Raw genomic sequence first — 21,216 nt, forward strand, 5'->3', positions numbered from 1 at the left:
GCCAACTAAAAAAACCTTGGAGCATCACCTCATGTCCCAGACGTTTTACAAGAAAGGCTTCCTGGCCCTCGCAGTGGCAACTGCGCTGGGTGTTTCTGCGTTTGCTCAAGCCGACCTGAAGATCGGCGTAGCGGGTCCCATGACAGGCGCCAACGCGGCATTTGGCGAGCAGTACATGAAGGGTGCACAGGCAGCGGCTGACGAAATCAACGCCAAGGGCGGGGTCAACGGCGAGAAGATCGTCCTGGTCAAGGGCGACGACGCTTGCGAGCCGAAGCAGGCGGTCGCAGTGGCCAACCGCCTGGTGGACCAGGACAAGGTGGCCGGCGTGGTCGGGCACTTCTGCTCCTCGTCGACCATCCCGGCTTCCGAGGTCTACAGCGACGCCGGGGTGATTGCCATCACTCCGGGCTCCACCAACCCCCAGGTCACCGAGCGTGGCCTGTCGGCGATGTTCCGCATGTGCGGGCGTGACGACCAGCAAGGCGTGGTGGCCGGCGACTACATCATCGATGTGCTCAAGGGCAAGAAGGTCGTGGTGCTGCACGACAAGGACACCTACGGCCAGGGCCTGGCCGACGCCACCAAGGCGCAGTTGACCAAGCGCGGCGTGACCCCGGTGCTGTATGAGGGCCTGACCCGGGGCGAGAAGGACTTCAGTGCCGTGGTGACCAAGATCCGCGCCGCCGGTGCCGACGTGGTGTACTTCGGCGGCCTGCATCCCGAGGCCGGCCCGCTGGTGCGCCAACTGCGCGAGCAGGGCCTGAAGGACGTCAAGTTCATGTCCGACGACGGTATCGTCACCGACGAACTGGTGACCACCGCCGGTGGCCCGCAGTACGTCGATGGCGTGTACATGACCTTCGGCGCCGACCCACGCCTGCTGCCGGACAGCAAGGCCGTGGTGGACGCCTTCCGCAAGGCCGGCACCGAGCCCGAGGGCTACACCCTGTACGCCTACGCCTCGATCCAGGCCCTGGCCGCCGGCTTCAATGGTGCCAAGTCGAACAAGGGCGAGGACGCCGCCAAGTGGCTCAAGGCCAATCCGGTGAAGACCGTGATGGGCGAGAAGACCTGGGATGCCAAGGGCGACCTGAAGGTCTCCGACTACGTGGTCTACCAGTGGGACAAGGACGGCAAATACCACCAGCTGGAAAAACAGAAGTGACATGAGTCCGCACGGACCGATACCGGCCCCTGGTATCGGTCCGTACTCGTGCAGTACTTGCCTTTTCTCGTAGAGCTGCACAACGGACGTGTTGCGCGGATGGGTGATCCCTGTCCGGCGTCGACGCCCTGTGCCGTCTCTCAAGTCCGTGAGATTGCGTTATGGATGGTATTTTCCTGCAGCAACTGATCAACGGACTGACCCTCGGGTCCGTCTACGGTCTGATCGCCATCGGCTACACAATGGTCTATGGCATCATCGGCATGATCAACTTCGCCCATGGCGAGGTGTACATGATTTCCGCCTACCTGGCGGCAATCAGCCTGGCCTTGCTGGCCTACTTCGGCATCGAATCCTTCCCGCTACTCATCCTCGGCACCCTGATCTTCACCATCGTGGTCACCGGGATCTACGGCTGGGTCATCGAGCGCGTCGCCTACAAGCCCCTGCGCAACTCCACCCGCCTGGCGCCGCTGATCAGCGCCATCGGCATCTCGCTGATCCTGCAGAACTACGCGCAGATCAGCCAGGGCGCCAAGCAGCAGGGCGTGCCCACCCTGCTGGCCGGAGCCTGGAAGGTGGATATCGGCAGTGGCTTCGTGCAACTGACCTACACCAAGATCTTCATCCTGGTGGCGGCTTTCGCCGGCATGGCACTGCTGACCTACATCATCAAGTACACCAAGCTCGGGCGCATGTGCCGGGCCACCCAGCAAGACCGCAAGATGGCCTCGATCCTGGGGATCAACACCGACCGGGTGATCTCCTACGTGTTCATCATCGGCGCGGCCATGGCCGCCCTGGCCGGGGTGCTGATCACCATGAACTACGGCACCTTCGACTTCTACGCCGGCTTCGTCATCGGCATCAAGGCCTTCACCGCCGCGGTGCTTGGCGGCATTGGCTCGCTGCCCGGGGCCATGCTCGGCGGGATCATCCTCGGTATCTCCGAGTCGTTGTTCTCCGGCTTGATCAACTCCGACTACAAAGACGTGTTCAGTTTCTCGCTGCTGGTGCTGATCCTGATCTTCCGTCCCCAAGGCCTGCTGGGTCGCCCACTCGTGGCGAAGGTGTAAGTATGTCTGCTGCCAATAAACCGATAGACATCAAGAAGAGCGTCGTCGACGCCGTGCTCGCCGGGCTGATCTCGCTGATCGTGTTCGGCCCCATCGTGGGCGTGGTCCTGGACGGCTACAGTTTCAACCTGGAACCGACCCGGGTCGCCTGGCTGGTGGCCATCGTCATGGCCGGGCGCCTGGCCCTGAGCCTGTTCCTGCAGACCCCGCGCGGGCTGAAGATCCTCCAGGGTTTCGAAAGCAGTGGCTCGGGCGTGCATGTGCTGGCGCCGGACTACAAATCGCGGCTGCGCTGGATCATCCCGGCGCTGATCGTGATCGCCATCGTCTTTCCGTTCTTCGCCAACAAGTACCTGCTGACCGTGGTGATCCTCGGCCTGATCTACGTGCTGCTGGGCCTTGGGCTGAACATCGTGGTGGGCCTGGCCGGGCTGCTGGACCTTGGCTACGTGGCGTTCTACGCCATCGGTGCCTACGGCCTGGCCCTGGGCTACCAGTACCTGGGCCTGGGCTTCTGGACGGTGCTGCCGCTGGCGGCGGTCGCCGCGGCACTGGCGGGATGCATATTGGGCTTCCCGGTGTTGCGCATGCATGGCGACTACCTGGCCATCGTGACCCTCGGGTTCGGCGAGATCATCCGCCTGGTACTCAACAACTGGCTGTCCTTCACCGGTGGTCCCAACGGCATGCCGGTGCCGTCGCCGACCTTCCTGGGCCTGGAGTTCGGGCGCAAGGCCAAGGACGGTGGAGTGCCGTTCCATGAGTTCTTCGGCCTGGAATACAACCCCAACCTGAAGTTCCTGTTCATCTACATCGTGCTGTTCCTGGTGGTGCTGCTGGTGCTCTACATCAAGCACCGGCTGACCCGCATGCCCGTGGGGCGGGCCTGGGAAGCCTTGCGCGAGGACGAGATCGCCTGCCGCGCCATGGGGCTGAACCATGTACTGGTGAAGCTCTCGGCCTTTACCCTGGGTGCCTCCACCGCGGGCCTGGCCGGGGTGTTCTTCGCCAGTTACCAGGGCTTCGTCAACCCGTCGTCCTTCACCTTCTTCGAGTCGGCGCTGATCCTCGCCATCGTGGTGCTGGGGGGCATGGGTTCCACCGTGGGCGTGGTGATCGCCGCATTCGTGCTCACCGTGGCGCCTGAACTGCTGCGCAGCTTCTCCGAATACCGGGTGCTGCTGTTCGGCATCCTCATGGTGTTGATGATGATCTGGCGGCCGCGGGGCTTGATCCGCATCAGCCGCACCGGGGTGACCCCGCGCAAAGGCGTTTTGACCCCAAGGAGCGCACCATGAGCGAATACATTCTTTCGGTCGAGAACCTGATGATGCATTTCGGCGGCATCAAGGCCCTCAGCGATGTCAGCCTCAAGGTCAAGCGCAACTCGATCTTCGCCCTGATCGGCCCCAACGGTGCCGGCAAGACCACGGTGTTCAACTGCCTCACCGGTTTCTACAAGGCATCCGGTGGCCGCATCGAACTCAATACCCGGGGCCAGCAGACCAACGTCATCAAGCTGTTGGGCGAGCCGTTCCGTGCCAGCGACTTCGTGTCGCCGAAAAACTTCTCCAGCCGCCTGTACTACAAGATGTTCGGCGGCACCCACCTGGTGAACCGGGCCGGCCTGGCGCGGACCTTCCAGAACATCCGCCTGTTCCGGGAAATGTCGGTGGTGGAGAACCTGCTGGTGGCCCAGCACATGTGGGTCAATCGCAACCTGCTGGCGGGAGTGCTCAACACCAGGGGCTATCGCAAGGCGGAAAGCGATGCCCTGGACCAGGCCTTCTACTGGCTGGAAGTGGTGGACCTGGTGGACTGCGCCAACCGCCTGGCCGGCGAGTTGTCCTACGGCCAGCAGCGGCGCCTGGAGATCGCCCGGGCCATGTGCACGCGGCCGCAGGTGATCTGCCTCGACGAACCGGCCGCGGGCCTCAACCCCCAGGAAACCGAGGCGCTGAGCGCGATGATCCGGTTGCTGCGCGACGAACATGACCTGACCGTGGTGTTGATCGAGCACGACATGGGCATGGTGATGAGCATTTCCGACCATATCGTGGTACTGGACCACGGCAACGTGATCGCTGAAGGCGGGCCGGAGGCGATCCGCAACGATCCGAAGGTGATCGCCGCCTACCTGGGTGCCGACGAAGAGGAACTGGCATGACTCAACCTATCCTCGAGCTCAAGGACCTGGATGTGTACTACGGGCCGATCCAGGCCTTGAAGAAGGTCTCGCTGCACATCGACGAAGGGGAAACCGTGAGCCTGATCGGCTCCAACGGCGCTGGCAAGTCGACCCTCTTGATGTCGATTTTCGGCCAGCCCCGGGCCGAGTCCGGACAGATCCTCTATCGCGGTGTGGACATCACCCGCAAGTCGTCCCACTACATCGCGTCCAACGGCATCGCCCAGTCCCCTGAAGGGCGCCGGGTGTTCCCCGACATGACCGTGGAGGAAAACCTGCTGATGGGCACCATTCCCATCGGCGACAAGTACGCGAGCGAGGACATGCAGCGCATGTTCGAGTTGTTCCCCAGGCTCAAGGAGCGGCGCAACCAGCGCGCCATGACCATGTCCGGCGGCGAGCAGCAGATGCTGGCCATCGCCCGGGCCTTGATGAGCCGGCCCAAGTTGCTGTTGCTGGATGAACCGAGCCTGGGCCTGGCGCCGATCGTGGTGAAGCAGATCTTCGCCACCCTGCGGGAGCTGGCGGCCAGCGGCATGACCATCTTCCTGGTGGAGCAGAATGCCAACCATGCACTCAAGCTGTCCGACCGCGCCTACGTGATGGTCAACGGCGAGATCCGTCTCAGCGGCAGCGGCAAGGAACTGCTGGTCAACGAGGAGGTGCGCAACGCCTACCTGGGCGGTCACTGACCGGCTGTGGATGAAAAGGCCCTGCCGGTTCGCGCCGGCGGGGCCTTTTTTATCCACACCCGCAGGTTCAGCCTGATTTCCGGGGCTGGCTGTGAGGAGGGTACTGATTTGCGTCCGACAATTGTGGAAAACCTCTTGGGCAAGTTGCCAAAACGCCGCATGAAGATGCCGCAAACGGTTGTTTTTCCACCGTTTTGAGTTGTCCCCGTTTGTTGTGGAACGGGCTGTGGGTAACGTGGGAGTAGCTGGCTGAAAGCCTTGCAGGACGTGGCTTGTAGGCAATCGTTGGTTTTTTGATCAGTGGCTTTTGGCGATCTTCAGGACGGCTTTGTCAACCTTTTTATTGTCGCAGCAGGCGGTGGGCGAAGCCCTGTACAAGCCTGTGGATAAGTCTGTGATTAAACTCTGGAAAGAACTCCCGGGGCGGCGTGGTTACTGGCCTCTGGCCTTCTATTGTTTGACCGTTCGGTCATCTTTTCAGGCTGCGGCGGCACGGACGGCCGGCCCAGGTCAAGGGAAAAACTTTGCCTGTACCCGCGCAGGCCTTGTGGATCGTGGCCTGGAGTATTTGCCAGTTGCCCCCAAAGACTGTGGACCGGCCTGTGGATAAGGTGCGCGCACCTGGCTACAGGCCCCGCAGGGCCTGGCTTTGCGCCTGGTGGTTGTTTTTTGTACAGGCACCTGGGGATATCCACTGCGACTGTGGGCGCTGTGGCCATGACGCTTCCTGGGTTCAGGGCCGGTTGCCGCCCGAGGCCGGGCCGGGCATGCTGCGAAACGCTTTTTTATTGAAATGGCGGCCCGCCCCCCAGCAAGGAGAACACCATGACTTCCACTCTGTTCATCACAGGCGCGACTTCCGGTTTTGGCGAGGCCTGTGCCCGGCGCTTTGCCGAGGCCGGCTGGTCGCTGGTACTGACCGGTCGCCGCCAGGAGCGCCTCGATGCCTTGTGCGCGGAGCTCTCCAAGCAGACCGAAGTCCATGGCCTGGTGCTGGACGTGCGGGACCGCAAGGCCATGGAACAGGCCATCGACAACCTGCCGCCGACGTTCGCCAAGCTGCGCGGCCTGATCAACAACGCCGGCCTGGCCCTGGGTACGGATCCGGCGCCCAAGTGCGACCTGGACGACTGGGACACCATGGTCGATACCAACATCAAGGGCCTGATGTACAGCACCCGCCTGCTGCTGCCGCGGCTGATCGCCCATGGCCGTGGTGCCGGGATCGTCAACCTGGGCTCCGTCGCCGGCAACTACCCATACCCTGGCAGCCATGTGTATGGCGGCACCAAGGCCTTCGTCAAACAGTTCTCCCTGAACCTGCGCTGCGACCTGCAGGGCACTGGGGTACGGGTGACCAACATCGAGCCGGGCCTATGCGAAAGCGAGTTCTCGCTGGTGCGCTTCGCCGGCGACCAGGCCCGTTATGACGCCACCTACGCTGGCGCCGAGCCGATCCAGCCCGAAGACATCGCCGAGACCATCTTCTGGGTCATGAACACCCCGGCCCACGTCAACATCAACAGCCTGGAACTGATGCCGGTCAGCCAGTCCTGGGCCGGTTTCGCCATCGACCGCAACGCCAAGGCCTGACCTGCCACGGTGCAGCTTCGCGGGCAGTGCGCGGTACTCTTGCCGCTGCTGAGCTGGCGAGGCTGCGCCAAGGTCCGCGGGACCTTGCACGGCGCTCATGATCATGCCCAGCAACAGCCGTTATCCACAGCCTCGCAGCGAGGTTGGACGCACGCGGAAATATATAAGCTGATTCGTTTCAGCTTGCCGAAGCCGAGGCACGCTAGAATTCCTCCCCTAAATTTGTACTGCCGCTGTTATCGAGGCGGTGTTTTCCAAGTTCCGTGGGAGGAATCGTGAGTAACCGAGGTGAGCAGGCTCTGCTCAAGCAATCGACCGTACTGATGTTCGCCGTGGCGATCGCCGGTATCGCCACAGGTTTTGTTTCTGGCGCCCAATCCATCCTGTTCGATGGTTTCTTTTCTCTGATCGCCACCTTCATCAAGGTGCTGATGCTGATCACCGCCAGGCTGATCACCAAGCCGGGCAACCAGCGCTTCCAGTTCGGCTTCTGGCACCTGGAACCCATGGTGCTGTTGATCGAGGGCAGCTTCCTGCTGCTGATCGCCATCTACGCCTTTCTCAACGGTGTGTTCGGCATCATCAATGGGGGCCGGGAAATCGAGCTTGGCCTGGTGATCGTCTACGCTGCAGTGTTCACCGTGGTGGAGTTCGCCTACTTCTTCTACGTGCGCCATCGCAACCGCAAGCTCAAGTCGTCGCTGATCCAGTTCGACAATATCAGCTGGCTGGTGGACGCCATGCTGTCGGTGGGCCTGCTGGTGAGCTTCCTCTGCGCCTTGTTGCTCAAACACTACGGCCATGACCAGTGGGCGGTGTATGTCGACCCGCTGATCCTGATCGCCCTGGCCCTGAGCATGCTGGCGCCGGCCCTGAAGATCCTGCGCCCGGCCTTGCGCGAGGTGCTGGGCATCGCTCCCGACCAGTTGGACGAGACCGTGCGCACAGTGATGGAACAAGCCAAGGCCACCCATGGTTTCGAGGACTATGTCAGCTATGTGCAAAAGCACGGCCGGGCGCGTTTCATCGAGATCCACGTGGTGCTGCCGGCCGACTATCCGCTACAGGATGTCGCGACCCTGGACCGCTTGCGCGAGGACATCTCCCGCCAGTTGGGCGGAGCCGATGCCGCACGCTGGCTGACCATCAGCTTCACCGGCGATCGCAAGTGGATCGCCTGACCGGCCTGTGGGCCGGCCAGGCGTTTCAGCCGAAGTAGCCAGCCAGGGCCTGATAACAGGTGGCCAGGTGATAAGGCGTAGTCGAAGGCATGTCCTGGCGGCTGACCGCGCCATTGGCGTCCAGGCATTCGTACCAGCCGCCGGCATGCAGGAAGTTGCCTTGCAGCGCCTGTAGCTGGCGCTCCAGGAAGGCCTGGCCATCGGTGCGCAAGGTCAGCGCGCGCAGATATTCGGCCTGGGCCCAGATACGCTGGGTGGCATCCCTGGGGCTGGCCTGGGGGGGCAGTTCGAGCATCGCGCATACCGCGCCGCTCTGGGGATCGACCCCCAGCCGTTCGCTGAGGGTGAAGGCCCGTTCCAGGCAGGCGTGCAGCGGCCCCTGGCGCAGCAGGGGCGAGGAGGCGAGGAGGAAATACCACTCGAACTGGTGTCCTGGCTCGAACCAGTTATCCACAGCCCACAGGGGTTTCTCCATCATCACGCCCTGCTGTGGCTCGATGAAGTGCTGCTGCATGGCCTGGCACAACTCGAGCAAGGCTGCCTCCACCGAGGCATCGTCACGGGCCGCGAGGGTGGCGAGGAAGGCCTCGGCCAGGTGCATCGAGGGGTTCTGCAACGGACCGCTGCCCAGCAAGGACCAATCCTCGCCCAGGCTGGCTTCGTAGAGCCCCTCGCCCTGGGCGAAACGCTGGGCCACCACTTCCAGGGCTGCATTGAGTGTCGACTCCACCAGCGGTTCGCGGACCCTGGCCCAGTAGTGGGCGCAGGCGAAGACGATGAACGCGTGGGTGTAGAGGTCCTTGCGCCGGTCCAGCGGCGCGCCTTCGGGGTCGATGCTGTAGAACCAGCCGCCGTGCTCGGCATCGTGGAAATGCCGTTGCAGCGAGCGGAACAGTGCTGCGGCGCGCTCCGCGGCGAAGGGCGCGCTGGCCTCGCCGATCAGTTGGGAAAACACGTACAACTGTCGGGCGCAGGCCATGGCCCGATAGCGCTGCGGCGGCAGGGGCTGGTGCTCGGTGTCCAGCGCCTCGTAGGGCAGCGCCAGTTGCGGGTTCCAGCCCGGCCCTTGCCACAGGGGCACGATCACCTTGTGAAAATGCTGCTGCACGGCCTGGAACACAGCATTGGCGACTGGCGGAGGGGTAGGGCGGGATACATCGAGCATTGGCTGGCGTCTTCTAACGGCAGGTTTGAATGCGCGACATGTTAGCAGAGAAGGCCGTGCCGATTGGCCCTGCGTCGCAGCCACCGAGGCGACTGCGATCTGAGGGTTTCAACCGGCGAGCAGCCACACGCCGGCGGCGGCAGAGGCCGCACCGGCCATGCGCACCAGGGGCGCGGCGGTCCGCGGTAGCGCTCGCACCAGGGCGTACCCTGCGGCATGCAGGGCCGCGGTGGCAGCCACGAAGCCTGCGGCATAGGCCCAGGGGCTGGACATGTCCGGTAGTTCCAGGCCATGGGCCACGCCGTGGAACAGGGCGAACAAGGCTGTGGCCGCCATGGCCAGGGCCAGCGGCGGGCGTACTGCCAGCGCGACCGCCAAGCCCAGAGCCAGGACCGAGGCGGCGATGCCGCTTTCCAGGGCTGGCAGTTGCAGGCCGGTGAAACCCAGCAGCCCGCCCAGCAACATGGTGCCGACGAAGGTGCAGGGCAGCGCCCAGCGCGCCACGCCTTGTTGTTGGGCGGCCCACAGGCCTACCGCGACCATCGCCAGCAGATGGTCGAGGCCGCCGAGCGGATGGCCGATGCCGGCCACCAGGCCGTTGTCGCCATGGCCGGGGTGGGCCAGGGCCAGGGTGGGAGCCAGCAGCAGGGCCAGGGCCCCGAGGATGCGTTGGAAGGTCATGGATCGCTGTCCTTTTCTAGGGTCGAGGTTGGGTTCAGGCTGCGCTCAGCAGGCCCTGGCGTTCGATGAAGGCGATGATGTCCTCCAGGCCCTGGCCGGTCTTCTGGTTGCTGAAGACGAACGGCTTGCCGCTGCGCATGCGCTGGGTGTCACTGTTCATCAGGTCCAGGGAGGCGCCGACCAGCGGCGCCAGGTCGATCTTGTTGATCACCAGCAGGTCGGATTTGCAGATGCCGGGGCCACCCTTGCGCGGCAGCTTGTCGCCGGCCGAGACATCGATCACGTAGATGGTCAGGTCCGAGAGTTCCGGGCTGAAGGTAGCCGACAGGTTGTCGCCGCCGGACTCCACCAGGATCAGGTCCAGCCCCGGGAAGCGGCGGTTCAGCTGATCCACGGCCTCCAGGTTGATCGAGGCGTCTTCGCGAATGGCGGTGTGCGGACAGCCACCGGTTTCCACGCCGATGATCCGTTCCGGTGCCAGGGCCTGGTTGCGCACCAGGAAATCGGCGTCTTCGCGGGTGTAGATATCGTTGGTCACCACCGCCAGGTTGTAGCGCTCGCGCAGGGCCAGGCACAGGGCCAGGGTCAGGGCCGTCTTGCCGGAGCCCACCGGGCCTCCGATACCGACGCGCAAGGGTTGTGTATTCATGTGCTTCTCCAAAATGACAGGCCCTCAGGAACGAAACAGGCGGCTGTACTGGCGCTCATGGGCCATGCTCGCCAGGGACAGGCCGAAGGCGGCGCTGCCGTAGTGTTGGGGATCAAGAGTGGTGGCCTGCTGCTGGGCCTGTTGCAGCAGTGGCAGCAGGTCGCTGGTCAGGCGCTGGGCGGCCTGCTGGCCCAGGGGCAGGGTCTTCATCAGCACTGCCAGCTGGTTCTCCAGCCAGCTCCAAAGCCAGGCGGCCAGGGCATCGCGCGGGGCGATTTGCCAGGCACGGGCGGCCAGGGCCCAGCCCAGGGCCAGGTGCGGTTCGTCCTGTCGCGCCAGCATTTGCCGGGCGCCGGCGTCCAGTTCCGGCAGGCCTTCGAGCAGTTGCTTGAGGGAGTAGCCCATTTGCCGGCTCTCCAGGTACAGCTCGCGGGTTTCACGACTGGCCCGATGCTCTTCACCGAGCTGGTGCAGGCGCTGCCAGTCCTGCTCCGCTGCGGCCAGGCAATGGCCCCAGAGCAGCGGGGCCTCGAAGCGCGCCAGGTTGAGCAGCAACTGGTCGCCGATCCAGCGCCGGGCGCTGTCAGGGTCATGCACCCGCTGTTGTTCCACCGCCATCTCCAGGCCCTGGGAATAGCTGTAGCCACCGATGGGCAGCTGCGGACTGGCCAGGCGCAACAGGGCCCAGGCCGGGTTCAAGGGCGAGCGCCGAACTGGTGCAGGCGTGGCGGATAGTTGAAGTCCGCGTCGCCGTGATGGGAGTGATGGTGCCCGCCCCCATAGGCGCCATGCTCGGGCTGGAATGGCGCCTCGATGACGCTGGCGCAGGCCCCCAGTTGTTCGAGCATGGCCTTGAGCACGTAGTCGTCCAGCAACCGCAGCCAGCCATCGCCCACTTGCAAGGCCACGTGGCGATTGCCCAGGTGATAGGCCGCGCGGGTCAGTTCCAGGGCATTGCCACAGGTGACATGCAGCAGGGTCTCGGCGCGGGCGCAGACCCTGACGATGCGCCCGTCCTCGGCGACCAGGAACTCACCATCATGTAGCGGTGGCTGGCCACGTTCCAGGAACAGGCCGACGTCCTCGCCTTCGACGCTGAAGCAGCGCAGGCGGCTCTTGCTGCGCGCTTCATAGGTCAGGTGCAGTTCAGCGGACCAGGAGGCCTGGGGGGTGGTTCGGCGATGGATCACCAGCATCGGAAAGCTTCCAGCTATGAACGATGCACAAGCCAGAGCAAGGGCCTTGCCAATCGCTCGAAGGAAAGGAAAACCCCTGCTACTGCGCCTGGAAAAGGGGCAAAGCCTTGTTTCATCTTGTTACAAATTGCTGCGCCGAGCTGATTTATAGCACTGGCTTGGTGCGCTGCAAATGTTTTTGCCGCAATCCGGTGCCTGTTTGACGGGCAGGCGCAAAGGCCTGCTCCAGAGCAGGGCGGGGGAGATCTGGCGCAGTGGTGGGGGGAATTACTCGGTACTGCCCAAGCCGTTCCAGTGCTTGAGCCCGATGAAGATGAAGCGCAGCTGCTGGGTCATCTTCGCCTGGGGTGTGAGGTGTTCGGGCAAGGCCTGGACCGGCGGATCGATGATGTCCGGCAAGGTGGCGAACACGCTCTTGACCACCAGGTCGGCCATGACGCTGAGGTCGGCCACATCGAGGTGCTGCAGCTTGGGCATCAGCGCCAGGTCGGCGGCCAGGTCCGAGCTGATGTTTTCCCGCAGGCTGGCGATGGCTTGGCGTACCGGCAACGAGCCGCCGTATTGCTCGCGAGCGAGAAACAGGAACTGCACGCGCTTGGCCTCCACCACATCGAGGAAGATGCGCACCGACGCGTCGATGATGCCGCCCATGACGAATTCGTTATGGCGGACCAGGCGGATGGTTTCGCGAAAGGTCTGGCCCACTTCGCTGACCAGCTCCAGGCCAAGCTGGTCCATGTCGCTGAAATGCCGGTAGAAACCAGTGGGGACGATGCCGGCGGCCTTGGCCACTTCCCGCAGGCTCAGGCTGCCAAAACCACGACCACCCTCCATCAGGTGCCGGGCGGCATCCATCAGGGCGTTGCGGGTCTGTTGCTTCTGTTCGGCGCGGGGCAGCATCTGGAAGGGAATTCTTCGCTTGGGAGAGCGGGGCACTCTAGCAAATCAACTTTGCCCGAGTCGAACTGGCGTCAGGCCTGGGTAGGCCGGAGGTGGGATTGCTGCGCTGGAAAGTCAAAAGCCCGATCCAGGGACCGGGCTTTTTTCTGGGCCAACATGGCCTCAGCTCGCAGCTTGATGGCGTTCGGCCAGGCGATCGGCACCGCCTTCGGCAACGGTCTGGCCTTGTGGGGTACGGCTGTAGCCATCTTCGACCAGGCCTTTTTCTTCCAGGCGATCACGGCCGCCTTCGGCAACGGTCTGGCCTTGTGGAGTGCGGCTGTAACCATCTTCGACCAGGCCTTTCTCTTCCAGGCGATCGCGGCCACCTTCGGCAACGGTCTGGCCTTGTGGAGTGCGGCTGTAGCCATCTTCGACCAGGCCTTTTTCTTCCAGGCGATCACGGCCGCCTTCGGCTACGTTTTGACCTTGTGGAGTACGGTCGTAGCCATCTTCGGCAACGCTCTGGCCTTGTGGGGTGCGATCATAGCCATCGGCGGCGACCTTGTTGCGCTCGATCAGGCGATCCGAACCACCTTCGGCCAGGGTCTGGGTGAACACGCTGCTATGGCTGGCCTGGACCTGTGGAGTGGCCTGTTCGGCGGCGGGCAGGGCGAAGGCGTTGGCGGCCAGGATGGATAAGGTCAGGCTCAAGAGGATGTGGCGTTTCATGATAGGGGGTGCTCCTTGGGAGGGCGAAAAACTGGGTACGGAGCTAATGTTACCGCCACAAAATCGATATAAAAGTTCATAAACACAATGATGATAATCAACAGAATTGATTGTTTGCCGCGAGGCTCTAGCCCGGGCTTCTCCGCTTTCAGGGTCGTGCACCGGGGTGGGTAGTTTCGACTCACCCATGCTCCAGGGAGGGGCGATGAGCGGTAACACATGGCTGTCCAAGTGGTCAGCAATGACCGGTTTTTCCCCCGGGTCGGCGTCGCCGATCAAACCTGTGGGGACTTTGTCAGTCGTAGTTTCAATGCCGGTGGTTTTACCCCGGTTCTTCATCGATGCGTCGTGGTTCGGCGCTCAGTTGTCTCAAGGAGCCTCGTGCCATGACGCGCACTCGTAAAATCCTCGCCTGGACCTTCACCGGCCTGGTCCTGTTGCTGGCCCTACTGGTGCTGGTGGTGGCCTTTTTCGACTGGAACCGGATCAAGCCGGCCCTCAATGCCAAGGTGTCCGAGGAATTGCACCGGCCGTTCGCGATCAATGGCGACTTGTCGGTGGCCTGGCGGCGCGAGCCCGACGAGGGTGGCTGGCGGGCCTGGGTGCCTTGGCCCCATGTGGTGGCCGAGGACCTGACCCTGGGCAACCCGGACTGGTCCAAGGCACCGCAGATGGTCGGCCTCAAGCGGGTCGAACTGCGGATCTCGCCCCTGGCGCTGCTGGCGCGGCAGGTGAGCATCCCGCGCATCGACCTCACCGAGCCCGAGGCGGCCTTGCAGCGGTTGGCCGACGGCCGTGCCAACTGGACCTTCACCTTCGATCCCGCGGACCCCGATGCCGAGCCATCCAGCTGGACGGTGGACATCGGCGCCATCGGCTTCGACAAGGGCCACGTGACCCTGGACGACCAGAGCCTCAAGACCCGCCTGGACCTTTTGGTGGAACTGCTCGGCCAGCCAATTCCGTTCAGTGACATCGTTGGCCAGAGCGAGGCGAAGAAAGCCGCCGAGCAAGGCGCCGAACCCCAGGCCTATGCCTTCGCCCTCAAGGTCAAGGGCCAGTACCACGGGCAGAAGCTCGCTGGCACCGGCAAGATCGGCGGCCTGCTGGCCCTCAAGGACAGCAGCAGGCCGTTCCCGCTCCAGGCCCAGGCGCAGATTGGCGACTCGCGCATCGAGCTGCGCGGCAGCCTCACCGATCCACTGAACCTGGGCGCCCTGGACCTGCGCCTGAAGCTGGCGGGCACTAGCCTGGGCAACCTCTATCCATTGACCGGGGTGACCCTGCCCGATTCCCCGCCGTACTCCACCGATGGCCACCTGAGCGCCAAGCTGCACGACCCGGCCGGCGCGACGTTCAGCTACAAGGATTTCAACGGCAAGATCGGCGACAGCGACATCCACGGCAACCTGACCTACGTGGCCAGCCAACCCCGGCCCAAGCTCAGCGGGGCGCTGGTTTCCAACCAGCTCCTGTTCCGCGACCTGGGGCCGCTGATCGGCGCCGACTCCAATGCCAAGCAGAAGGCCCGGGGCGGCGAGAGCAAGCAACCGGCGGACAAGGTGTTGCCGGTGGAGGAGTTTCGCACCGAGCGCTGGCGCGATATGGACGCCGACGTCGAGTTCACCGGCAAGCGCATCGTCCACAGCTCCGACCTGCCGTTCACCGATCTCTATACCCACCTGGTGCTCAACGACGGCCAGCTCAGCCTGGAACCCCTGCGCTTCGGCGTGGCCGGCGGCAAGCTCGATGCCCAGGTACGCCTCAATGGCCACACCGCGCCCATGGAAGGCCGGGCCCGGCTGACCGCGCGCAACTTCAAGCTCAAGCAACTGTTCCCCACCTTCGAGCCCATGAAGACCAGCTTCGGCGAGCTCAACGGCGATGCCGATCTCTCCGGGCGCGGCAACTCGGTGGCGGCCCTGCTGGGCAGCGCCAACGGCGACCTGAAGATGCTGATCAACGATGGCGCCATCAGCCGCGGGCTGATGGAGATCGCCGGGCTCAACGTCGGCAACTATGTGGTGGGCAAGTTGTTCGGCGACAAGGATGTGAAGATCAACTGCGCCGCCGCCGACTTCGGCATCAAGACCGGCCTCGCCACTTCGCGCCTGTTCGTCTTCGATACCGAGAACGCCATCATCTATGTCGATGGCACCGCCAACATGGCCACCGAGCAGCTGGATTTGACCATCACCCCCGAGTCCAAGGGCCTGCGCCTGTTCTCCCTGCGCTCGCCACTCTATGTGCAGGGCAAGTTCATCCAGCCCAGCGCCGGGGTCAAGGCCGTGCCGCTGGTATTGCGTGGAGCGGGAATGGTGGCGCTGGGGGTGATCGCCGGTCCGGCGGCAGGGCTCCTGGCGTTGGTGGCGCCGAGCAATGACGAACCCAACCAGTGCGCGCCACTGTTGCAGCAGATGCGTGCGGGCAAGGCGCCGGCGACGGTCAAGCCGGGCAAGTAAGACAGGGACTGAGAGGGGCCGGCCCGTTCCTGCATCCAGGGGCGGGCCGGGCAGGCGCTACAGGTCTTGGAGGATGTCCGCCATGTCGTCGGCGTGCTCTTCTTCCTGGGCCAGGATTTCTTCGAACAGGCGGCGGGTGGTCGGGTCCTTGTCGCCGATGTACTGGATGATCTCGCGGTAGCTGTCGATGGCGATCCGCTCGGCCACCAGGTCCTCGTAGACCATTTCCTTCAAGCTACTGCCGGCCACGTATTGGGCATGGGACTTGGCCGACAGCAGGTCGGGGTTGAATTCCGGTTCGCCACCCAGCTGGACGATGCGCTCGGCCAGCTTGTCGGCATGCTCGGCTTCCTGGGTGGCGTGTTCGAGGAACTCGTCGGCGGCCACGCTGGCCTTGAGCCCGTTGGCCATGAAGTAGTGGCGCTTGTAGCGCAGCACGCAGACCAGCTCGGTGGCCAGGGCTTCATTGAGCAGGCGCAGCACTTCCTCGCGATCGGCGTTGTAGCCGGCGGTCACGGCGCCGTTCTCCACGTGGCTGCGGGCCCGTTCGCGCAGGCTGTTCACATCGGACAAATGCATCTGGCTCATATTGGTTTCTCCTAGGGGGCTAATCCGTCTTGCGCCGGGCTCTGCGGGCCTGGTCGCTACCTAGGGTGTGAGTCGCGGGAGCGGCAAAAAGTTTGATCGGATGTGCCGCGACGGCCAGCTTCAGCTGCGACCCAGCAACGGGTGCCCGGCCAGCAGCGCCTCCTGCTGCAACCACTGGAGGAATACCCGCACCGGCGGATGGCGCTCGCGCCCGGGCACGCACAACGCGCAATAGCCGGCGCCGCCCACATGGATGTCCGGGCGGTAGGCCTGCAACAGACCGCTGGCCACGCTCTGCGATACCAGGATATTGCTGGCCAGCACCAGGCCCTGGCCAGCGATGGCCGCTTGCAGGGCGTACTGCTCTTCGTCGTAGGAGCGTACCTGCGGCTGGCCCTCGAGCCAGTTTTCCCCGGCCTGGGCACACCAGGCCTGCCAGCCATCGGCATACAGCGTGGAGCTGCGCCAGTGCACGCTGATCAGCGCCGGCCGTTGTTGCCCGGCCAGCGCCACTTGTTGCGGCGAGCCATAGACCGCGAAGCGTTCATCGAACAGGCACAGGCCGTGCAAATTCAGGTAGCCGTCCTGGCTATAGCGGATGGCCACGTCGATGCTGGCATCCTGTTGCAGGTCCACCACCTCGCACTGTGTGTCCAGGCGCAGGTTGATGCCTGGATGCTGGGCGTAGAAGCGACCCAGGCGCGGCACCAGCCACAGGGCGGCGAAGGCGGCCGTGGTGGACACCGTCAACTGCCCGTTGTCCGGAGCCGGGCGCAGGGTGGCGACGCTCTGCGCCACATCCAGCAGGGCGCCATGCAGGCTGTGGAACAAGCGATCGCCGGCTTCGGTGAGGCGCACCTGGCGTGGCAGGCGTTCGAACAAGGGCACGCCCAGCCATTGCTCCAGGCTGCGGATCTGATGGGACACTGCCGTGGGCGTCACCGACAGGTCGTCGGCCGCCTCCTTGAAGCTCAGCAAGCGCGCGGCAGACTCGAAGGTCCGCAGGGCGGTGAGAGGCAGGTGGGCGAACATAGAGCTCTCCATAGCTGAGTTGAATTCATCTGAATGGATTTTAATTCGTTTGTTGGCGAATGCCGCTGGCTCTAGCTTTAGCGCGAAATCGATAGGCATTCAAGGCCGTCCAGGTTCTAGCGCATGAGGAAGTTCAGATGAGTAAAGTTCTTGTAGTCCATGGCAGTCCCCGAGGCGAGCGATCCCACAGCCGGCGCCTGGCCGAGGTATTCCTGCAGGCCTGGCAAGCGGCCAACCCCCAAGGTTCGTTGACCCGCCGAGAAGTCGGGCGCGGGACCATTCCCCATGTCAGCGAGGCCTTCATCGCCGCGGCGTTCTATCCACAACCCGAGGCCCGCCCGCTGTCGATGCAGGCCGACCTGGCCCTGAGCGATGAGTTGGTCGGCGAGCTGTTCGAGCACCAGCGCCTGGTGATCTCGGCGCCCATGCACAATTTCAGCGTGCCCAGCGGCATCAAGGCCTGGGTCGACCATATCGTGCGCCTGGGGCTGACCTTCGACACCCAGCTGGACAACGGCGTGGCCCACTACCAGCCGCTGGTACTGGGCAAGAAGGTGCTGGTCATCACCAGCCGTGGCGGCGGCGGTTTCGGCCCGGGTGGCGAGTACGAGGCGATGAACCACGCCGACCGCTGGCTGCGTACCGCCCTGGGCTTCATGGGCATCGACGACGTCACGGTGATCGCGGCCGAAGGCGAAGAGTCGGTGCCCGAGCGATTCCAGCAATCCTGCGTCCAGGCCGAACAGCAATTGCTGGCCCTGGCCCGGCGCTTCTGAGGTATGCCCATGGCCTGGGGATTGTTGTTGCTGGCTGCGGCCTTCGAGGTGGCGTTCGCCATGGGCATGAAGTACGCCGAAGGTTTCACCCGGCCCTGGCCGTCGCTGCTGACCCTGGTGGCGGCGCTGGGCGGGGTCTACTTCCTGACCCTGGCCCTGCGCGAGCTGCCGGTCAGCGTGGCGTATCCGATCTGGACCGCCATCGGCTCCCTGGGCACGGTGCTGCTGGGGTTCGCCTTGCTGGGCGAGAGCCTGACGCCGCTCAAGCTGGTGTCGGTGGGGTTGATCCTGGCGGGGGTAGTGGGGCTCAAGCAGGGCGCGTGAGGGCTTGTCATGGGGCGGTCGCCAAACGGTCACAAAGACTGACCACGGCCTTGGTTATGGTCTAGCTTTCAGCCAGGCCACCGTCCCCGTACAAGGATGTCCCCATGTCCCAAGAGCTTGCCACCCGTTATCCCCTGGTCCTGGTGCCCGGCATGCTCGGTTTTGTCCGCCTGCTGCTCTATCCCTATTGGTACGGGATCATCCCGGCCTTGCGCCAGGGTGGCGCCCAGGTGTTTGCGGTACAGGTCTCGCCGCTCAACTCCAGCGAGGTGCGCGGCGAGCAACTGCTGGCGCAGATCCAGCAGATCCTGGAGCAGACCGGCGCCGCCCGGGTCAACCTGATCGGCCATAGCCAGGGCGCGCTCACGGCACGCTACGCGGCGGCCCGGCGGGCGGACCTGGTGGCTTCGGTGACGTCGGTGGCGGGCCCCAACCATGGTTCCGAGCTGGCGGACTACCTGCAGCGGCATTCCCCGGCCCATAGCTGGCGTGGACGCATGCTGAGCCTGCTGCTGCGTGGGCTCTCGGCGCTGATGACGCTGCTGGAGACCGGCTATCGCGGGCCGAAGCTGCCTTCGGACATCCATGCTTCGCACCAGTCGTTGACCAGCGAGGGCGTGGCCCTGTTCAACCGCCAGTATCCACAGGGCCTGCCGGCGACCTGGGGCGGGCAGGGCGCGGAAGAGGTCGCCGGCGTGCGCTACTACTCCTGGTCCGGCACCTTGCAGCCGGGCAAGACCAATCGTGGCGGGAACTTGATGGACGGCTCGAGCCGCAGTTGCCGGTTGTTCGCCCGGACCTTCGTGCGCGAGGCCGGGCAGTGCGACGGCATGGTGGGCCGCTACAGCTCGCACCTGGGAATGGTCATCGGCGACGACTATCCCCTGGACCACTTCGATATCGTCAACCAGTCCCTGGGGCTGGTGGGCAAGGGCGCCGAGCCAATCCGCCTGTTCGTCGAGCATGCCCGGCGGCTGAAGGCGGCCGGGCTTTGAACCGGTGGTTCTTCAGGCCGTACGCAGGCGCGAGCCCAACTCCTGGGTCCAGCGTTCGGACAGCACCACGCCGCCCAGGGTCAGGACCCCGCCCACCAGGTGGAACCAGGCCAGTTGCTCGCGCAGCACCACGGCGGCGATCAGCGCGGTGACCAATGGCAGCAGGTTGAAGAACAGCGTGGTCCGGCTCGGCCCCAGGCGTACCACGGCTTGCATCCAGGCCAGTGGCGCGAGCATCGAGGCCAGCAGGCAGGCGTAGAGCACCAGCGGGATGTTCTGCAGGGTCGGGCCCACTTTCGGCGATGCCAGGAACAACGGCAGCAGCACCAGCACCGCGACCAGTACCTGCAAGTACAGCAGCACCAGGGGTGGCAGGCGCAGCTGCCATTTCTTCAGCAGGGTGCTGTACACCGCATAGGCCAGGGTGGCCACCAGCATCATCGCGTCGCCCAGGTTGACCCCGTGCTGCAGCAAGCTGGCCAGGCTGCCCGAGGACACCACCACCAGCACCCCGGCGAAGGACAGCACTGCGCCGACCAGCGCCCCGGCGGTCAGGCGCTGGCCCAGCACCGCGATGGCCATGGCCAGGGACATCAGCGGCATCAGGGAAAGGATGATGCCCATGTTGGTGGCCGAGGTCTGGATGGCGGCGAAGTAGGCCAGGCTCTGGTACACCGCCATGCCCAGTACGCCGAGGACGAAGATCCGGCCAAGGTTCGGGCGGATCACCGGCCAGTGGCGGCGCACCGGTCCGAGCATGAACGGGGTGAACAACAGGCCCGCCAGCAGCCAGCGATAGAAACCGATCTCCGCAGGGAAGATCGCCCCCACTGCGAGTTTGTTGACCACGGTATTGCCGGCCCAGATGAAGACGGCCAGTAATGGATAAGCGTATTGCATGGAGACAGCCAGGAAGTGAATGAGGGCTGATTATCCTCCTGTCCGGATCAACGCCTATACTGCGAACCGGACAACCCGCCCCTGCATCCGGACAGCATGAGCAAAAAACACATCGACCTGCTGGACTTCCACGGGCTGCCCGCGCCGGTGTACTTCCGCTATGCCGACTTCGCCGCCCACAGCCATGCCCTGGAGCACCGCCATCCCTGGGGTTGCCTGGAGTATTCGGCCCATGGCGTGATGCACATGGAGATCGCCGGCCAGCGCTTCATGTCGCCGCCCCAGTACGCGGTCTGGGTGCCGCCCTATACCGTCCACAGTTTCTATACCAGCCAGCCGATCAACTATCGCGCGGTGCTGCTGGCGCCGGAGCTATGCCGCGACCTGCCGCAGCAAGGCTGCACCTTGAGCATCAGCGAGATCCTCAAGGCGATCCTCAAGGACTTCGCCAGCCGGGACGTGCAGATCCCCGAGGGCGCAGCCGACCAGCGCCTGGCCCAGGTACTGCTGGACCAGTTGCGCCAGGCTCCGGTGCACACCTGCTTTCTGCCCTACGCCAACAATCCCGACCTGCTGCGGGTGCTCCAGGCGCTGCAGGCCGAGCCGGGCAACAACCAGCCGTTGGCCTACTGGGCGCAACAGGCCCATGTCAGCGAGCGGACCCTGGCCCGGCAGTTCGTGCGCGAGCTGGGCATGAGCTTCGGCGAGTGGCGCCAGCGCCAGCGGTTCCTGGCGGCGATCCAGATCCTGGAGAGCCCCCGCAGCATCCAGGAGATCGCCTTCGACATGGGCTACAGCAGCGCCTCGGCGTTCATCGCGATGTTCCAGCGCCACGCCGGCTGCACCCCCGAGCAGTACCGCCGGGCCGGCCTGCAGAACAGGTGAAGGTGTAACAGGCTTTGTCTACACTGCCTGGGAGGCCGCGCCCATCGGTGCGGT

Annotated in this window: 22 protein-coding genes; 12 read left to right on the forward strand and 10 right to left on the reverse strand. The window is 64.4% G+C overall.

The features are described 5' to 3' along the window. Positions 1–31: 31 nt before the first annotated feature. From GDH07_RS24175 to GDH07_RS24210, 7 genes are all read left to right on the forward strand, one after another. Positions 32–1,168, forward strand: a complete 1,137-nt coding sequence (locus GDH07_RS24175) for a branched-chain amino acid ABC transporter substrate-binding protein (RefSeq protein WP_022641908.1) — start codon at positions 32–34, stop codon at positions 1,166–1,168. A 161-nt stretch (positions 1,169–1,329) separates the two neighbouring features. Next, positions 1,330–2,244, forward strand: a complete 915-nt coding sequence (locus GDH07_RS24180) for an ABC transporter permease subunit (protein ID WP_022641909.1) — start codon at positions 1,330–1,332, stop codon at positions 2,242–2,244. 2 nt (positions 2,245–2,246) lie between these two features. Continuing rightward, on the forward strand, positions 2,247–3,542 hold the full coding sequence (gene livM / locus GDH07_RS24185; protein WP_152899118.1) for a high-affinity branched-chain amino acid ABC transporter permease LivM: 1,296 nt from the start codon (positions 2,247–2,249) through the stop codon (positions 3,540–3,542). Then, positions 3,539–4,411, forward strand: a complete 873-nt coding sequence (locus tag GDH07_RS24190) for an ATP-binding cassette domain-containing protein (RefSeq protein ID WP_022641910.1) — start codon at positions 3,539–3,541, stop codon at positions 4,409–4,411. The genes livM and GDH07_RS24190 overlap by 4 nt, the downstream gene beginning before the upstream one ends. After that, positions 4,408–5,124 (forward strand): ABC transporter ATP-binding protein, encoded by a 717-nt coding sequence (locus tag GDH07_RS24195; RefSeq protein WP_022641911.1) that lies wholly within the window; start codon positions 4,408–4,410, stop codon positions 5,122–5,124. Before GDH07_RS24190 ends, GDH07_RS24195 begins: the two co-directional genes overlap by 4 nt. Before the next feature lie 825 nt (positions 5,125–5,949). Further along, a complete protein-coding gene (locus GDH07_RS24205) occupies positions 5,950–6,717 on the forward strand; it encodes an SDR family oxidoreductase (RefSeq protein ID WP_053132321.1) in 768 nt (255 codons plus the stop codon). 275 nt (positions 6,718–6,992) lie between these two features. Continuing rightward, a complete protein-coding gene (locus GDH07_RS24210) occupies positions 6,993–7,898 on the forward strand; it encodes a cation diffusion facilitator family transporter (RefSeq protein ID WP_103325702.1) in 906 nt (301 codons plus the stop codon). 25 nt (positions 7,899–7,923) lie between these two features. Here the strand turns inward: GDH07_RS24210 and GDH07_RS24215 are convergent, their stop codons facing one another. From GDH07_RS24215 to GDH07_RS24245, 7 genes are all read right to left on the reverse strand, one after another. Then, positions 7,924–9,063: an AGE family epimerase/isomerase gene (locus GDH07_RS24215; RefSeq protein ID WP_152899119.1), complete on the reverse strand. Its 1,140-nt coding sequence runs from the start codon at positions 9,061–9,063 to the stop codon at positions 7,924–7,926. A 108-nt stretch (positions 9,064–9,171) separates the two neighbouring features. Beyond that, positions 9,172–9,744 (reverse strand): HupE/UreJ family protein, encoded by a 573-nt coding sequence (locus GDH07_RS24220; RefSeq protein ID WP_152899120.1) that lies wholly within the window; start codon positions 9,742–9,744, stop codon positions 9,172–9,174. 34 nt (positions 9,745–9,778) lie between these two features. Next, complete coding sequence (gene ureG, locus GDH07_RS24225; RefSeq protein ID WP_152899121.1) at positions 9,779–10,393, reverse strand: urease accessory protein UreG; 615 nt, start codon at positions 10,391–10,393, stop codon at positions 9,779–9,781. A 24-nt stretch (positions 10,394–10,417) separates the two neighbouring features. Beyond that, positions 10,418–11,092, reverse strand: a complete 675-nt coding sequence (locus GDH07_RS24230) for an urease accessory protein UreF (RefSeq protein ID WP_022641999.1) — start codon at positions 11,090–11,092, stop codon at positions 10,418–10,420. Beyond that, the gene (gene ureE / locus GDH07_RS24235) at positions 11,089–11,589 is read right to left on the reverse strand and encodes an urease accessory protein UreE (RefSeq protein ID WP_152899122.1); all 501 of its coding nucleotides are present in this window, start codon (positions 11,587–11,589) and stop codon (positions 11,089–11,091) included. The genes GDH07_RS24230 and ureE overlap by 4 nt, the downstream gene beginning before the upstream one ends. A gap of 267 nt (positions 11,590–11,856) precedes the next feature. Next, a complete protein-coding gene (locus GDH07_RS24240; protein ID WP_022642001.1) occupies positions 11,857–12,489 on the reverse strand; it encodes a TetR family transcriptional regulator in 633 nt (210 codons plus the stop codon). A gap of 162 nt (positions 12,490–12,651) precedes the next feature. Continuing rightward, positions 12,652–13,200: a hypothetical protein gene (locus GDH07_RS24245; protein ID WP_022642002.1), complete on the reverse strand. Its 549-nt coding sequence runs from the start codon at positions 13,198–13,200 to the stop codon at positions 12,652–12,654. Positions 13,201–13,586: 386 nt separating this feature from the next. On the opposite strand from GDH07_RS24245, the gene GDH07_RS24250 reads away from it, so the two are divergent. Then, positions 13,587–15,662, forward strand: a complete 2,076-nt coding sequence (locus GDH07_RS24250; RefSeq protein WP_053132311.1) for an AsmA family protein — start codon at positions 13,587–13,589, stop codon at positions 15,660–15,662. Between the two features lie 57 nt (positions 15,663–15,719). Here the strand turns inward: GDH07_RS24250 and GDH07_RS24255 are convergent, their stop codons facing one another. Together GDH07_RS24255 and GDH07_RS24260 are read right to left on the reverse strand one after the other, a co-directional pair. Beyond that, positions 15,720–16,250 (reverse strand): ferritin-like domain-containing protein, encoded by a 531-nt coding sequence (locus tag GDH07_RS24255; protein WP_022642004.1) that lies wholly within the window; start codon positions 16,248–16,250, stop codon positions 15,720–15,722. Positions 16,251–16,370: 120 nt separating this feature from the next. Further along, positions 16,371–17,282, reverse strand: coding sequence for a LysR substrate-binding domain-containing protein (locus tag GDH07_RS24260; RefSeq protein ID WP_152899123.1), 912 nt, complete (start codon positions 17,280–17,282; stop codon positions 16,371–16,373). Between the two features lie 137 nt (positions 17,283–17,419). Between GDH07_RS24260 and GDH07_RS24265 the strand changes: the two genes are divergently transcribed. The 3 genes from GDH07_RS24265 (at position 17,420) to GDH07_RS24275 (ending at position 19,377) form a co-directional block, all read left to right on the forward strand. Further along, a complete protein-coding gene (locus GDH07_RS24265) occupies positions 17,420–18,058 on the forward strand; it encodes an FMN-dependent NADH-azoreductase (protein ID WP_152899124.1) in 639 nt (212 codons plus the stop codon). A 9-nt stretch (positions 18,059–18,067) separates the two neighbouring features. Then, on the forward strand, positions 18,068–18,382 hold the full coding sequence (locus GDH07_RS24270; RefSeq protein ID WP_022642007.1) for a DMT family transporter: 315 nt from the start codon (positions 18,068–18,070) through the stop codon (positions 18,380–18,382). A gap of 104 nt (positions 18,383–18,486) precedes the next feature. Further along, the gene (locus GDH07_RS24275; RefSeq protein ID WP_022642008.1) at positions 18,487–19,377 is read left to right on the forward strand and encodes an esterase/lipase family protein; all 891 of its coding nucleotides are present in this window, start codon (positions 18,487–18,489) and stop codon (positions 19,375–19,377) included. A gap of 12 nt (positions 19,378–19,389) precedes the next feature. Here GDH07_RS24275 and GDH07_RS24280 read toward each other — a convergent pair whose 3' ends face one another. Beyond that, the gene (locus GDH07_RS24280; RefSeq protein ID WP_022642009.1) at positions 19,390–20,277 is read right to left on the reverse strand and encodes a DMT family transporter; all 888 of its coding nucleotides are present in this window, start codon (positions 20,275–20,277) and stop codon (positions 19,390–19,392) included. A gap of 96 nt (positions 20,278–20,373) precedes the next feature. Here GDH07_RS24280 and GDH07_RS24285 point away from each other — a divergent pair, with 96 nt between their 5' ends. Beyond that, positions 20,374–21,162 (forward strand): AraC family transcriptional regulator, encoded by a 789-nt coding sequence (locus GDH07_RS24285; RefSeq protein WP_152899125.1) that lies wholly within the window; start codon positions 20,374–20,376, stop codon positions 21,160–21,162. Positions 21,163–21,216: the final 54 nt, after the last annotated feature.

The organism is Pseudomonas piscis (assembly GCF_009380155.1).
Classification (GTDB): domain Bacteria; phylum Pseudomonadota; class Gammaproteobacteria; order Pseudomonadales; family Pseudomonadaceae; genus Aquipseudomonas; species Aquipseudomonas piscis.

Coding starts and splice junctions, on each gene's coding strand:
- ureG (WP_152899121.1), bottom strand. CDS start 10,393: ATGAATACACAACCCTTGCGCGTCGGTATCGGAGGCCCGGTGGGCTCC.
- GDH07_RS24215 (WP_152899119.1), bottom strand. CDS start 9,063: ATGCTCGATGTATCCCGCCCTACCCCTCCGCCAGTCGCCAATGCTGTG.
- GDH07_RS24255 (WP_022642004.1), bottom strand. CDS start 16,250: ATGAGCCAGATGCATTTGTCCGATGTGAACAGCCTGCGCGAACGGGCC.
- livM (WP_152899118.1), top strand. CDS start 2,247: ATGTCTGCTGCCAATAAACCGATAGACATCAAGAAGAGCGTCGTCGAC.
- GDH07_RS24275 (WP_022642008.1), top strand. CDS start 18,487: ATGTCCCAAGAGCTTGCCACCCGTTATCCCCTGGTCCTGGTGCCCGGC.
- ureE (WP_152899122.1), bottom strand. CDS start 11,589: ATGCTGGTGATCCATCGCCGAACCACCCCCCAGGCCTCCTGGTCCGCT.
- GDH07_RS24285 (WP_152899125.1), top strand. CDS start 20,374: ATGAGCAAAAAACACATCGACCTGCTGGACTTCCACGGGCTGCCCGCG.
- GDH07_RS24205 (WP_053132321.1), top strand. CDS start 5,950: ATGACTTCCACTCTGTTCATCACAGGCGCGACTTCCGGTTTTGGCGAG.
- GDH07_RS24265 (WP_152899124.1), top strand. CDS start 17,420: ATGAGTAAAGTTCTTGTAGTCCATGGCAGTCCCCGAGGCGAGCGATCC.
- GDH07_RS24180 (WP_022641909.1), top strand. CDS start 1,330: ATGGATGGTATTTTCCTGCAGCAACTGATCAACGGACTGACCCTCGGG.
- GDH07_RS24260 (WP_152899123.1), bottom strand. CDS start 17,282: ATGTTCGCCCACCTGCCTCTCACCGCCCTGCGGACCTTCGAGTCTGCC.
- GDH07_RS24270 (WP_022642007.1), top strand. CDS start 18,068: ATGGCCTGGGGATTGTTGTTGCTGGCTGCGGCCTTCGAGGTGGCGTTC.
- GDH07_RS24240 (WP_022642001.1), bottom strand. CDS start 12,489: ATGCTGCCCCGCGCCGAACAGAAGCAACAGACCCGCAACGCCCTGATG.
- GDH07_RS24175 (WP_022641908.1), top strand. CDS start 32: ATGTCCCAGACGTTTTACAAGAAAGGCTTCCTGGCCCTCGCAGTGGCA.
- GDH07_RS24250 (WP_053132311.1), top strand. CDS start 13,587: ATGACGCGCACTCGTAAAATCCTCGCCTGGACCTTCACCGGCCTGGTC.
- GDH07_RS24195 (WP_022641911.1), top strand. CDS start 4,408: ATGACTCAACCTATCCTCGAGCTCAAGGACCTGGATGTGTACTACGGG.
- GDH07_RS24220 (WP_152899120.1), bottom strand. CDS start 9,744: ATGACCTTCCAACGCATCCTCGGGGCCCTGGCCCTGCTGCTGGCTCCC.
- GDH07_RS24245 (WP_022642002.1), bottom strand. CDS start 13,200: ATGAAACGCCACATCCTCTTGAGCCTGACCTTATCCATCCTGGCCGCC.
- GDH07_RS24280 (WP_022642009.1), bottom strand. CDS start 20,277: ATGCAATACGCTTATCCATTACTGGCCGTCTTCATCTGGGCCGGCAAT.
- GDH07_RS24190 (WP_022641910.1), top strand. CDS start 3,539: ATGAGCGAATACATTCTTTCGGTCGAGAACCTGATGATGCATTTCGGC.